The organism is Niveispirillum cyanobacteriorum (assembly GCF_002868735.1).
Lineage (GTDB): Bacteria > Pseudomonadota > Alphaproteobacteria > Azospirillales > Azospirillaceae > Niveispirillum > Niveispirillum cyanobacteriorum.
In genome coordinates this window covers 909,553-922,318 of the sequence record NZ_CP025613.1, presented here as the reverse complement: position 1 = coordinate 922,318, position 12,766 = coordinate 909,553, and the positions used below count along the sequence as shown (strand labels likewise).

The window sequence follows — 12,766 nt, the reverse complement described above, 5'->3', positions numbered from 1 at the left end:
AAGTCGCTTTACAGAACAATGATGCGGTGCAACATTTTGTTCTGGGGCGGAAACGTCCCCGTGAAACAAACGAACATGAACAGGGATTTCCGCGCATGACCCATCCCAGCAACCGGTCCTTCGGTTCCATCGCAGCCCATGTCAGCCAGGATCGCCTGGCCCAAAGGCTGGCCGATATGGCGAAGATCGGGGCGACGGAGAAGGGGGGCGTCAATCGACAGGCGCTGTCCCGCGAGGATGGGCTGGCCCGCGCCCTGCTGACAAGCTGGGCCACGGCACGCGGATTCGCGGTGTCCACGGACGGGATCGGCAACCTGTATGTGCGCCGCGAAGGCAGCGACCCGACCCTGCCGCCCGTGATGACGGGCAGCCACCTGGATAGCCAGCCGACGGGCGGACGCTATGACGGCGTTTATGGCGTGCTGGCGGGGTTTGAGGTGCTGGAGGCGCTGGAGGATGCCGGTGCCGTGACCCGGCACCCGGTTGAGGTTGTGGCCTGGACCAATGAGGAAGGGTCGCGCTTCCAGCCCTATTGCATGGGATCGGCCCTGTTCGCGGGAAAGATGGATCTGGAAATGGTGCTGGCCTGCACCGATGCGAAGGGGGTGAGCGTGCGGGACGCGTTGGCAGAGACGCTGTCGCTTGCCCCGGAGATGCAGGTGCGGGATTTCGGATCGCCGGCCGCCGCCTATGTCGAGGCGCATATCGAGCAGGGACCGCGCCTGGAGGCCGAGGGCAAGACCATCGGCGTGGTGCAGGGCATCCAGGGTAGCCGCTGGTTCCAGGTGGAGGTGACGGGCCAGGAGGCGCATGCGGGTACCACGCCCCATGGTGCCCGCAAGGATGCGTTCCAGACGGCCCTGAAAATGGTCAATGCCCTGAACGACCTGATGCATGACCCGGATGATATCATCCGCTGCACCTTTGGCCGGTTCGAGGTGCTGCCCGGTTCGCCCAACACCGTGCCCGGCAAGGTGATCTTCACCATTGATTTCCGCCATCCCGACGCGGAACTGGTGAAGGAGCGGGGGGATAAGGTGGCGCCGCTGATCCAGTCGCTGGCGGCACCGTGCGAGGTGGTGGTGAAGGAGACCAGCACGACGGCACCTGTGGATTTCGATCCGGCGGTGGTCGATGCGGTGCGCGAGGCGGCGGAAGGGTTGGGCTATGCCAACCGCGACATGCCGTCGGGTGCCAATCACGACGCCAAATTCATGGCCCCGCGCTGTCCCACGGGCATGATCTTCATCCCGTGCAAGGATGGGATCAGCCATAATGAGCTGGAATATGCCAGCCCCGAACATTGCCATGCGGGGGCGGCGGTGCTGGCGGAAACGCTGGCGCGGTTGGCGGGCTAATCAGCCAACTTTCAACCTTCTCCGCGCTCTTTAGGCCCCCCATCATGACCCATCCCGTCCTGTCCATCCTGTCCGACCTGATCGCCATTCCCAGCACCTTTCCGCCCGGCGATACGGCGGCGATCTGCACCTATGCCGCCGACCGGCTGGAAAAAGTGGGCTACAAGGTGCAGGTGCTGCACCGCGACCGGCCCCAGATCGCGAATGTGGTGGCGGAGTGGGCGGGGGCGGCACCGGGACCCACCTTGATGTTCAACGCCCATGCCGACACGGTAGGCATTGGCGAACGCGCCATGTGGGAGACGGAGCCGCTGGTCGCCACCGTCATCGACGGGCGTGTGCATGGACTGGGGGCCGGTAACTGCAAAGGGTCGATGGCGGCACAACTCTGGCTGGCCGAGCAGGTGGCGCGGCGCGGCGGGCCGGCGCGGGGCAAGATCGTCTTCACCTTCTGTGGGGATGAGGAGAATCTGGGGCCGGACGGGGCCTTCTACCTGCGGGAGATCGGGGCGGTGAAGCCCGACATGCTGGTTGTCGGTACGCAGACCGAAAACCAGTTGATCACGGCGGAGCGCGGCGTGATGTGGGTGGAGGTGACCGCGCGGGGGAAGTCTGCCCATGCTGGCAACCCGGCGGCGGGCGATAATGCCATCCTGCGCCTGATGCGGGTGATGACCCATATTGACGGGGTGATGGCGGAGCGGTTGCGAGACCGAAAGGTCGGTGAGCAGCAATCGACCATGAATATTGGCATCTTCCGCGGCGGTGAGAACACCAATGTCGTGCCCAACCTGGCGCGCGTGGAAATCGACCGCCGCTTGCTGCCCGAGGAGAAGATCGTCGAGGCCTTTGCGGAGATTGAGGCGCTGGTGTTGGCGCATCCGGAGGCTGAGCACCTTTCCTGCCGCCTGCTGACGGGCACCAACGGCTTTCGGGCACCCCATGACGGGCCGCTGGTCTCCGCGCTCTGCGCCTCCATCGAGGCGGTGACGGGCGCGCCGGCCCGGTTCCTGAAAGATACCGGGGCCAGCGATGGCCGCTACTTCGCCGACGACGGCATCGAGATCGTCAATTTCGGGCCGGGCGCAGGCTGGCAGGGGCACAAGGCCAACGAATATGTGCCGCTGGATGAGCTGGTGGCGGCGACGGCGATCCTGGAAGGGGTGGTGGAAAAATTGTTTAATTCAATTTAAACTATTTTATCGGGTAAACGTGAGCTATATAAAGGTAGAAAAATGCGATTGTTATAAAAAATATTACAATTCCGACCGCAGAAGAACCAAGTTCAATTCCTGACAAGCCAAATTTCGCTTTATGCTGTTCCTGCGAGTCGCGCGTATTATCCTCGGTACCATTATAATTCTGTTGAATCTTATTGGCGACGCCACCAGTTTTCAATGATAATAGCTGCCTTTTTATGTCAATAAAGAAATGAATCGAAGAGAACAAAATTCCGATTGAGCACAAAGATATAACAAAATAGAAAATGAAATTAGATTTTTCGTGATGGCTTCTGAAAACTTCCTTATTGTGCGATTCTGCCCATGAGTTTTCAGAATTAATAGAGTTATCTCGAATATCTTGTTTTTCTATTTCAAGAGAAGTTAATCTCCCAAGTAGATTTCCGGCTAATAGGGAATTATTGTTATAAATTGATTCCTGTTCAACGTTTCTTTTAATATTAGAAAGAAAATTAAAACAAATTTCGGACTTGGAGGGTATATCACCTTCAAAATCGCAAATTTCATTTGCTAAATTATAAGATTCGATTGTCTTGCGGGACATTTCTACTGAATTTATACTAATTTCGTTTAGTATTTGAATTAACTTAGCAAAATCACCTTCTCCGGCGTTGGAGACTTCAGAAACTTTCTTGACCTCTGGAGTCTGAGGAGTTGGCGCGGGTGTTTCCTGGCCAACCGCTATCGTCGATAGCGAAAAAAACAATAAAACGCTTACCACCCTGAATATACTAGTCATAGCTTACTCCTAATTTTTAGAGATATCGGTTCAATATATCGACACTCAGCGGTCACTGCAACCTGTTGAATGTCGTCATGGTCCTACGCCCCACGCCACCAAACCCTTCATCCCAAAAGCGCATAGCCCATACCCCGCTTCGCTATTGCGAATAACTCGCACTCGTGCTTATTTGCGAGCCGTTATCAATCGCGGGTGAAACGGGGTCATGGCGGCGGGGGTGGAGCAGCAGGGGCGGCGGTCCTTCTGGTTGAAGCATCTGCATCAATGGCATTGGGTCAGCTCGGCCCTGTGCCTGATCGGCATGCTGCTGTTCGCCATTACCGGCATCACCCTGAACAATGCCCGACATGTCGAGGCCAAGCCCACCACGGTGACCAAGGAAACGACCCTGCCCGAGGCGCTGCGCCCCGCCCTGTCGGTGGGCCAGGGGGCGGTGCCGGCGGCGATTGTGGACTGGTTTTCCGCCGAGATGGGCGTGGATGTGTCTGCCGGCGTGCCGGAATGGTCGGATGATGAGCTGTATATCGCCCTGCCGCGCCCCGGCGGTGATGGCTGGGCCACCATCGCGCGCGAGGACGGCGCCGTCCTGCATGAGGTGACGGACCGGGGCTGGGTTTCCTACCTCAATGATCTGCACAAGGGGCGGGGGACGGGGACGATCTGGTCCTGGTTCCTGGATATCTTCGCGGTTGCCTGCCTGATCTTCTGCATCACCGGGCTTTTCCTTTTGCATCTGCATGCGGGCAAACGGCCCAGCACCTGGCCGCTGGTCGGGCTGGGGCTGGTCGCACCCATGCTGCTGTTGATCCTTCTTATCCACTGATCTTTCAGGATTGAACCCATGCGCACGCTTCTGTCGCTGTCAATGACCGGTCTGGCCGTCACCCCCGCGCTTGCTGGGGAGCTGGCCGTCACGGTGGAAATCCCCAAGCTGGAGGTGGCGGAATATCACCGCCCCTATGTCGCGGCCTGGATCGAGACGCCGGACCAGCAATTCGTCGCCAACCTGACCGTCCGGTACGACGTGAAGATGCGCGACAATGAGGGGACCAAGTGGCTGAAGGATATGCGCCAATGGTGGCGCCGGTCGGGTCGCGATCTGACCATGCCTGTCGATGGCGTGTCGGCCCCGACCCTGCCCGTGGGCGAAAACCGCCTGTCCTGGGACGGTGCCAAGGCACCCTTGAACGGATTGAAGCCCGGTTCCTATGCGCTGGTGGTGGAGGCCGCGCGCGAGGTGGGCGGACGCGAACTGATCCGCGTGCCGTTCGATTGGAACGGCAAGCCCGTGAAGGCAGAGGCCAAGGGCGAGACGGAGTTGGGCCGCATCGCGGTTGAGGTCAAGGGCTGAACGCCGCCGGTTTTCTTTAATCAATGGATCAAGGAGTTTTCCCCATGAAGTCGCTGCTGACCCGCGCCACGCTGGCGCTGACGCTTGCCATCTCCATCGCCGGTCCGGCGGCGGCGCATCGGCAATGGATGCTGCCCTCGGCCACGGTTCTGTCGGGTCAGGACCCATGGATCACGGTGGATGCCGCCGTGTCCAACGACCTGTTCTACTTCGAGCATGTGCCGCTGCGCCTGGACGGCTTGGCCGTCACCAACCCCGATGGCAGCGCCGGTACGGCGGAGAATCAGGCGACGGGCAAGTATCGCAGCACGTTCGATGTCCACCTGACCCAACCCGGCACTTACAAGGTTGCGCTGGCCAGCGCGGGCATCATGGCCAGTTGGGAAGAAAACGGGCAGCGCAAGCGCTGGCGCGGTACGGCGGAAACCTTCGCCAAGGAAGTGCCGGCCAATGCTGAAAAGCTGCAGGTGACGGAGGGTGCGCGGCGCCTGGAGTTTTTCGCGACGTCTGGCAAGCCCACCGATACCGTGCTGAAGCCCACGGGCAAGGGTCTGGAACTGTCGCCCGTCACCCACCCGAACGACCTGTTTGCGGGTGAGAAGGCCAGCTTCAAGCTGCTGCTGGATGGCAAGCCGGCGCCGGAGGTGGAGGTGACGGTCATTCCCGGCGGCATCCGTTACCGCAACGATCTGGGCGAGATGAAGGTGAAGACCGACAAGGACGGCGCCTTCACCATCACCTGGCCGACGCCGGGCATGTATTGGATGACCGCCCAGACCGAGGACAAGAAGACGACCGTGCCGCAGGCGAACAAGCGGTCCGCCAGCTATACGGCGACGTTTGAGGTGCTGGCGCAGTAAGGGGGGGCGTCGTCCGCCTTTCCCACCCGCTTCGCACTCTCCCTCGTCATCCCGGCGCAAGCCGGGACCCAGGTTTACAGGCTCAACGGCCCCGTGGTGTTGATCCGGGCGGCGCAGAGGTTTGAGCTTGTGGCCCCTGGGTCCCGGCTTGCGCCGGGATGACAAAGGGTTAGCCGCTTCAAGTTCCATGTCTACGCCATCCCCGCCATGCCCCTGCCGCATCATAAGCCCACCCCTCTGCGCCTGATCCTGCCTATGGATGCACCCGAGGCGGCATTGCCGCCGGCGGAAGCGCCCGTGGTGCGCCTGTCGGGGACCAGTATGGGCACCTACTGGTCGGTCGCCCTGATCGCGCCCAAGGGGCCGGCGCCACTGGCCCTGCGGCGGGGGATCGTTGCCATCCTGGATCGGGTGGTGGCGGTGATGAGCCATTGGGACCGGAGCAGCGACCTGTGCCGGTATAATGACAGCCCGCGCGGCTGGGTGCCGGTTGATCCGTCACTCTGTGCGGTGCTGTCAGCGGCGCTGCACCTGTCGGCGAACAGTGGTGGAGCCTATGACCCGGCCATCGGCGGGCTGGTTGATGCCTGGGGCTTTGGCCCGCCAGGACCAGTGGCGTGCCCGCCGCCCGACGATCGGATCGCGGCCCTGCTGTCGGGGCCACGCTGGGCCGATATAAGGGTGGAAGAAGGCAGGCTGTGGCAGCCGGGGTGCCTGCGTCTGGACCTGTCTTCCATCGCCAAGGGCTATGCCGTGGATTGCGTGGCGCGGCATCTGACGGATCAGGGCGTGGTTAGTTATTTGGTTGATATTGGCGGGGAATTGCGGGGCTGGGGTATCAAGCATGATGCCACTCCCTGGTGGGTCGATCTGGAACCTGTGACGGGCCGCGATGGCAGGCCGGGCGGCATGCTGACGCGCATCGCCCTGCACGGATTGTCGGTCGCGACCAGCGGGGACAGCAACCGGTTCATGACCGGTCCCGACGGAAGGCGCCTGTCGCATTCGCTGGACCCGCGCACCGGGTGGCCGGTGCCCGATGATCTTGCCGCCGTCACGGTCCTGCATGAAGACTGCATGATGGCCGACGCGCTTGCCACGGCCTTGACTGTGCTGGGGCCGGAGGACGGCCCCGGTTGGGCGGCGGCGCGGGGGATCATGGCTCTGTTCGTGCGGCGGGTGGGGGCGGGCGTGGTGGAGATCATCACCCCGGCGCTGGCCGCGCTGGCGGAGGAAGGGTGATGGACCGCTATCTTCTGGCGGGGCTGGTGCTGGCCGCCTATGGCTTGTTCTGTGCCGTCATTTTCCGCCGGCATGCCGCCCGCAACCGCCCGGTGGCGGCGGGGGAGGGCATTCTGGTCGTCTATGCCACGCAGACGGGCTTTGCCGAGGAGTTGGCCCGGCGGACGGTGGCGGGGCTGCTGGATGCCGGGCAGAAGGCCTGGGTGGAAGCCATCGACCGGCTGGATGCCGCCCGGCTGTCGGGTCTGGACCGCGCGTTGTTTATTGTCTCTACGACGGGCGAGGGCGACGCCCCCGACCATGCGGCGGGTTTCGTGCGCAAGGTGATGGGGGCGGGCGCGGCGCTGTCGGGCCTGCGCTATGGGCTGCTGGCGCTGGGCGACCGGGATTATACGGGGTTCTGCGCCTTTGGGCACGCGCTTGACGGCTGGCTGCGGCGGCAGGGGGCGCAGCCCTTGTTCGATCTGGTGGAGGTGGATGATGGCGATGCCGGCGCGCTGCGCCATTGGCAGCATCATCTGGGCCAGATCGCCGGCCATGTGCATCTGGCCGACTGGACCCCACCGGATTATCAGGAATGGGTGTTGAGTGAGCGTCGGCACCTGAACCAAGGCAGTCCGGGCGGGCCGGTTTTCCACCTGCGCCTGACGCCGCCGGCGGGTGTGCCGGCGCAATGGCAGGCGGGTGACATTGCCGAAATCGGCCCGTGCAACCCGCCCGACGCGGTGGCCGCCGCCCTGATCGCCGCCGGGGGAGAGCGGGCGGAAACGCGCGAGGGCGTGACGCGGCCCTTGTCACGCTGGCTGTCGGAAACCATCCTGCCGGACGGGCGGGAGCCATTGCCGCATCGCGAATATTCCATTGCCAGCCTGCCCGGCGACGGCACGCTGGACCTTGTGGTGCGGCGCGTGGCGGGGCCGGATGGGCGGCTGGGCCTGGGGTCGGGCTGGTTGACGCGGCATGCGGCCGTGGGGGGACCTGTGCGCTTGCGCCTGCGCCGCAATGCCGTGTTCCACCCGCCGCCCGATGATCGTCCGCTGATCCTGATCGGCAATGGCACCGGCATCGCGGGCCTGCGTGCGCATCTGAAGGCGCGGGCGGCGGCAGGGTGGGGGCGCAACTGGCTGCTGTTCGGGGAACGCACGGCGGCGCATGACAGCCTGTTCGCGGACGAGCTTTCGGACTGGCAGGCGGCGGGCGTGCTGGAACGGTTGGACCTCGCCTTTTCCCGCGATGGCGACCGGCCCGTCTATGTGCAGCACCTTCTGGCCGCAGCCGGGGATCAGGTGGTGCAGTGGGTGGCGGATGGGGCTGCGATCTATGTCTGCGGCAGCCTGGAGGGCATGGCGGGCGGGGTGCATGCCGTGCTGACCGAGCTGCTGGGGCCGGAGACGCTGGAGGAACTGGCGGCGGCGCGGCGGTATTGCCGGGATGTGTATTGAGGAAATATCACTTTATCTTGTTTGCAAATCATTCTTAATCGCATATTGTGCTTTCCAGCTAAACCCTATTGCCCGGAGAGCGTGATGCGCATCCTTTCCGCCGGATATCTTGCCGCCCTGATCGCCCTTGCCAGCCCCGCCGCTGCCCATACCGGCTATCTGAAGCCCAACCTGTTCAACACGCCGCAGCGTGATCATGTGACGGTAGAGGCGTCGTTTACGGAGGAGATGTTCACGCCGGATATCGTGATGAAGGCCGATGATTACCATGTCGTCACGCCGGCGGGGGCGAAGGTGAAGCTGCCTGCGGTCACTTATCTGCGGGATCTGGCGGTGTTTGAGGTGGATTTGCCGGAAACTGGCACCTATCGCATCTCCACCGGCCTGCGCACCGGGGCCACGCGCAAGATGGCGCTGGTCAATGGCAAGTGGGAGGCCGTGCGGGAGCGGGAAGGGGCGCCGGCGGGGGTGCGGGTGGCGGATGCGCAGAGCATCACGCGGTCGGATGTCTATGTCAGCAAGGGTCCCGCCAGCGACAAGGCGCTGACGCCCGCCGGGGTGGGGTTGGAGATCGTGCCGCTGGCCCATCCCAACCGGCTGGATGCCGGGGCAGCGCTGCCCGTGCGGTTGCTGCTGGATGGCAAGCCGGTGGCGGGTGTGACGATCAGCCTGCAGGGACCGAAACTGCCCGATGAGGAAGATGCCAAGGCCGTGACGGTGACGACCGACAATGATGGCAAGGCCAGCATCGCCCTGCCGCAGGAGGGGACCTTCCTGCTGCTGGCCCGGCATCGGGTGGAGGCGGCGGACGGGCCGGTGGCGGTGAAGAGCCACAGTGCAACCCTGACCTTCGCTGTAGGATCGTAAAAGGCAACGCCACCTTCGGCATATACACGCGCCAATATCTGATCTGCTACTGTTGAGGCCAGATCGGGATCAGGAGCGGATGAATGCTGACGGGCACGGCCGGATTGCTGCGCTTGCTGGCCGAGGGGGACAGTCGGGGGACGGCCGTTCTGGTCGACCTGCGCGATGTTCCCTATGCCGAAAACCCGCTGTTCCGGCATTCCATCGTGCATCTGCTGGACAATTTCGCGGCGCAGTTCCAGCCGGAAGTGGTGGATGTCGGGCGCTATGCGCAGGTGTTCTTGTTCACCGACACCAACGCCCATCCCTTCATCGCCAAGCTGAAGGCCGTGGCGGCGGATTTCGCCGAGCAGCATATGGGCGCGCCGCGCTTTTCCATCCACCATCTGCCGCATGAGGCGGGGCGGCTGGCCGCCCTGCTGAAAAAGCAGGTGCCGGCGGGGGTTGCGGTGGCCGTGGAGGAGACGCCGGCCCTGAGCGCGGTGGAGCATCAGCAACTGGCCGGTGTGCAGAAGCTGGCCGTTTACGAGCAGGTGCTAGCCGGGGCGGATGTGTCGTCGCTGGTCCGGGAAAGCCCGGTCTGGCGGCGGGCACCATCAGGTGTGTGGGGTCTGGAGTTTGGAGAGGTCACGGTGGCGCTGGACCATCTGGAGCGTGCGGTGGGCACGCCGCTGCGCCGCGATCCCTGGCTGCTGGAGCAACTGACGCCGGTGCTGGACCGCCGCACCATCCGGCATTTCCAGCATGAGCCGTCGCGCCTTTACAGCCCGCACAGCATGAACCTGCAATGGCGGTCGGTGCTGGACCCGCTGTTCCTGGATTTCGTGCGCGACCTGACCTATGACCAGCGCCGCAACCTGATCGTGGAAATCTCTGCCATCGGTGCGGGCCTCACCGCCGAGGGGCTGAATGAGGCCATCGACACGCTGCGCCTCTGGGATTGCCGGATCGCCATCGACCATCTGTCGCTGCGCCATGAGGAGCCGGGGTACCTGCCGCTGGAGGCGGTGGATTATCTGAAGCTGGACCTGATGGGCATCGGCGGGGAGGGGACGGTGCCGCCGCTGCCCGACTGGATGCGGGCCTTTGGGGTGGGGCGGGTCGTGGCGATCCATCCGCGCGATGCCGGGGTGTTGCGGGCGTGCCTGGAGATGGGGCTGGTGCTGGTGGAACAGCGGGATCGACCGGTGGGGTGAGGGAGGGCGTGATGCGGCGTCTGGTATCGGGTCTGTTCCTGTCGATGGCCGTCCTGCCGGCATGGGCGGCACCGGAAAGCTGTTTCGTGCCGGAGGTTCATGGCACCACGCGGGTCCAGGTCTATATTGGCGACCGCAAATGCGTTGACCTGCGGGAGCCGGAAACGCTGCACGGCATTTGGATCAACCAGTTCGAAGGGTCCGTCTTTCACGAAGGTGTGGACGATGTGACGAAGGCACTGGCAGTTCGGTCCAATGTCTGGCTGAGCATGGATGATCAGACGGTGAAGCCGGCGGGTTTTGTGCCGGCGCGGGGGCATGCCTATCAGTTTACGATCATCGCGCGGAAGGCCAAGGACATGAACCGTCCGCCCCTGGAAGGATACGGTCATTTCGGCATGTCCACCGGCCTTGTCCTGGTGGATGAGGTTGTGGCCTGGAAGGATTTGGGCAAGGTCGGCTATTAAAACAAAAAGGCCCGCACCGGTTTCCCGGTGCGGGCCTTTTTACTCACAGCCAGATCAAATACCGACCGCGTGGCCGTCGGCCTGGCTCAGCGCCAGGTGGCGGCGGATATGGGCGATTAGGAGTTCGGTGCCGGTGGTGATGTCCATTTCGGACGTGTCCAGCACCAGTTCCGGGTTCACCGGGGTCTCAAACGGGGCGGAGACGCCGGTGAATTGCTGGATCTTGCCGGCCTGGGCTGCCGCGTAGAGACCCTTGGGGTCGCGGGCGGCGCAGGTGGCGACATCGGCCTTCACCCACACCTCATGGAACCCGTCACCGATGATGGAACGGGCCAGATCGCGCAGTTCGGTGGTGGGGGAGATCAGGCTGACCAGCACGACAGTACCGGTTTCGGCCATCAGCTTTGCCACTTCCGCCACCCGGCGGACATTCTCCAGCCGTTCGGCGGGCGTGAAGCCCAGGTCCTTGTTCAGGCCCTTGCGCAGATTATCGCCATCCAGCACGGCCACACGCCAGCCATCATCGAACAGACGGCGCTGCGTGCCCATGGACAGGGTGGACTTGCCAGCACCCGACAGGCCCGTCAGCCAGACGACACCGCCACGATGGCCGTTGCGCGCCTCAAACGCGTCACGGTCAACGGAGCTGTTGACGGCGGTGACGGGGCCGGCAACGGTGACGTTGCTGGCGGCACCCAGCAGGATACAGCCGCCGACAATGCGGCCACCGCGCGCCAGACCGGCGCGGCCCGTGATGGGCAGGTCGGCGGCATGGTCGAACGCGATGGGGGCGGAAGAGCGCAGCACGATCTCTGCGATGCCGCCCTGACCCAGCTCGGAACCCTCGCTGTCGCTCAGGTTCTCCACATCCACCAGACGCTCAAACTTCTCCACTACCACCGGGTGTTCAGAGGTGGTCAGGCGCAGGGTGATGCGGCTGCCCGCCGTCAGGCTTTCCGGGTCCAGCCAGAATGCGCGGACGCGGATGGTGGTGGCAATGTGCGGCATGTGGCCGGCAGGCGCGATTATCTGCCCCCGGTTCAGCGCCGCGTCTTCGATGAAGGAAACGGCGACCGACTGGCCGGCCCGCGCCTCACTGACCGAACCCTTGCCGGCATCGATGCTGGCCACGGTAGCCGGCTGTCCGGTCGGCGCGATTTCGACCTTGTCGCCGACCTTCAAGCGGCCCGTCTCGATACGGCCCACGGCCAGACGGGTGTCGCCCTTGCGGTACACATCCTGGATCGGCAGGCGCAGCAGCGCTTCCGTCCGGGCAGCGGTCGGGGTCAGCAGGTCGAGCGCCTCCAGCAGGGTGGGCCCGCGATACCAGCCCATCTTGTCTGACCGCGCGGCGATATTGTCACCATGGCGGGCCGACAGCGGGATGACGTAAAGCGGCTCGATCCCCAGCTTCTGCAGATACTCGCTGACATCACCGGCCACACCCTTCCAGGCGTCTTCGGCGTGATCGACCAGATCCATCTTGTTGACGGCCACGATCACCTTGCGCACGCCCAGCAGCGAAAGCAGGTAGGCGTGGCGGCGCGTCTGTTCGGAGATGCCGCGTTCGGCATCGGTGACCAGCACGGCGGCGTCGGCGGCGGCGGCCCCGGTGACCATGTTGCGCAGGAACTCACGATGGCCCGGCGCGTCGATGATGACGTAGGGACGCTTTGCCGTCTTGAACCAGATGCGCGTCGTGTCCAGCGTGATGCCCTGATCGCGTTCGATCTGCAGTGCGTCCAGCAGGAATGACCATTCCATATGCAGGCCGCGCTGTTCGGAGACCTTCTTCAGCTCCGCCAGACGGCCTTCAGGCAGGCTGTCCGTATCGTGCAGAAGGCGGCCGATCAAGGTCGACTTGCCATGATCGACATGGCCGACAATGACGATGGGATAGGGGGCCAGAGGGGCCTTTTTCACAGTGGCACCTTGGGACGGTGTAGGGGCCGGGACCGTATCGATCCGGAGAGCGGCGTTCGCCATGATCTTCTTCTACC

At 63.7% G+C, this 12,766-nt stretch carries 12 protein-coding genes; 10 read left to right on the top strand and 2 right to left on the bottom strand.

Annotated features, from left to right (window positions below):
* Positions 1-95 precede the first annotated feature (95 nt).
* A complete protein-coding gene (locus C0V82_RS24780; protein WP_102115068.1) occupies positions 96-1,358 on the top strand; it encodes a Zn-dependent hydrolase in 1,263 nt (420 codons plus the stop codon).
* A 44-nt stretch (positions 1,359-1,402) separates the two neighbouring features.
* Positions 1,403-2,551: a M20 family metallopeptidase gene (locus C0V82_RS24775; RefSeq protein WP_102115067.1), complete on the top strand. Its 1,149-nt coding sequence runs from the start codon at positions 1,403-1,405 to the stop codon at positions 2,549-2,551.
* Position 2,552: 1 nt separating this feature from the next.
* On the opposite strand, the gene C0V82_RS27155 is transcribed toward C0V82_RS24775, so the two are convergent.
* Entirely contained in the window at positions 2,553-3,338 is a 786-nt protein-coding gene (locus C0V82_RS27155; protein WP_158660188.1) for a hypothetical protein, read from the bottom strand.
* A gap of 208 nt (positions 3,339-3,546) precedes the next feature.
* Here C0V82_RS27155 and C0V82_RS24770 point away from each other — a divergent pair, with 208 nt between their 5' ends.
* The 8 genes from C0V82_RS24770 (at position 3,547) to C0V82_RS24735 (ending at position 10,766) form a co-directional block, all read left to right on the top strand.
* Entirely contained in the window at positions 3,547-4,164 is a 618-nt protein-coding gene (locus C0V82_RS24770; RefSeq protein ID WP_102115066.1) for a PepSY-associated TM helix domain-containing protein, read from the top strand.
* An 18-nt stretch (positions 4,165-4,182) separates the two neighbouring features.
* Entirely contained in the window at positions 4,183-4,692 is a 510-nt protein-coding gene (locus C0V82_RS24765; RefSeq protein ID WP_102115065.1) for a DUF2271 domain-containing protein, read from the top strand.
* A 44-nt stretch (positions 4,693-4,736) separates the two neighbouring features.
* Positions 4,737-5,552 carry a DUF4198 domain-containing protein gene (locus tag C0V82_RS24760; RefSeq protein ID WP_102115064.1) on the top strand — a complete coding sequence of 272 codons (816 nt, stop codon included), beginning with the start codon at positions 4,737-4,739 and terminating at the stop codon, positions 5,550-5,552.
* Positions 5,553-5,759: 207 nt separating this feature from the next.
* Positions 5,760-6,794: an FAD:protein FMN transferase gene (locus C0V82_RS24755; protein WP_211107948.1), complete on the top strand. Its 1,035-nt coding sequence runs from the start codon at positions 5,760-5,762 to the stop codon at positions 6,792-6,794.
* A complete protein-coding gene (locus tag C0V82_RS24750; RefSeq protein ID WP_102115063.1) occupies positions 6,794-8,236 on the top strand; it encodes a sulfite reductase subunit alpha in 1,443 nt (480 codons plus the stop codon). The genes C0V82_RS24755 and C0V82_RS24750 overlap by 1 nt, the downstream gene beginning before the upstream one ends.
* A gap of 84 nt (positions 8,237-8,320) precedes the next feature.
* Positions 8,321-9,103: a DUF4198 domain-containing protein gene (locus tag C0V82_RS24745; RefSeq protein WP_102115062.1), complete on the top strand. Its 783-nt coding sequence runs from the start codon at positions 8,321-8,323 to the stop codon at positions 9,101-9,103.
* 83 nt (positions 9,104-9,186) lie between these two features.
* Positions 9,187-10,299 (top strand): EAL domain-containing protein, encoded by a 1,113-nt coding sequence (locus C0V82_RS24740; RefSeq protein ID WP_102115061.1) that lies wholly within the window; start codon positions 9,187-9,189, stop codon positions 10,297-10,299.
* Positions 10,300-10,310: 11 nt separating this feature from the next.
* Positions 10,311-10,766 carry a hypothetical protein gene (locus C0V82_RS24735; RefSeq protein ID WP_102115060.1) on the top strand — a complete coding sequence of 152 codons (456 nt, stop codon included), beginning with the start codon at positions 10,311-10,313 and terminating at the stop codon, positions 10,764-10,766.
* A gap of 54 nt (positions 10,767-10,820) precedes the next feature.
* On the opposite strand, the gene cysC is transcribed toward C0V82_RS24735, so the two are convergent.
* Complete coding sequence (cysC, locus tag C0V82_RS24730; RefSeq protein WP_102115059.1) at positions 10,821-12,752, bottom strand: adenylyl-sulfate kinase; 1,932 nt, start codon at positions 12,750-12,752, stop codon at positions 10,821-10,823.
* Positions 12,753-12,766: the final 14 nt, after the last annotated feature.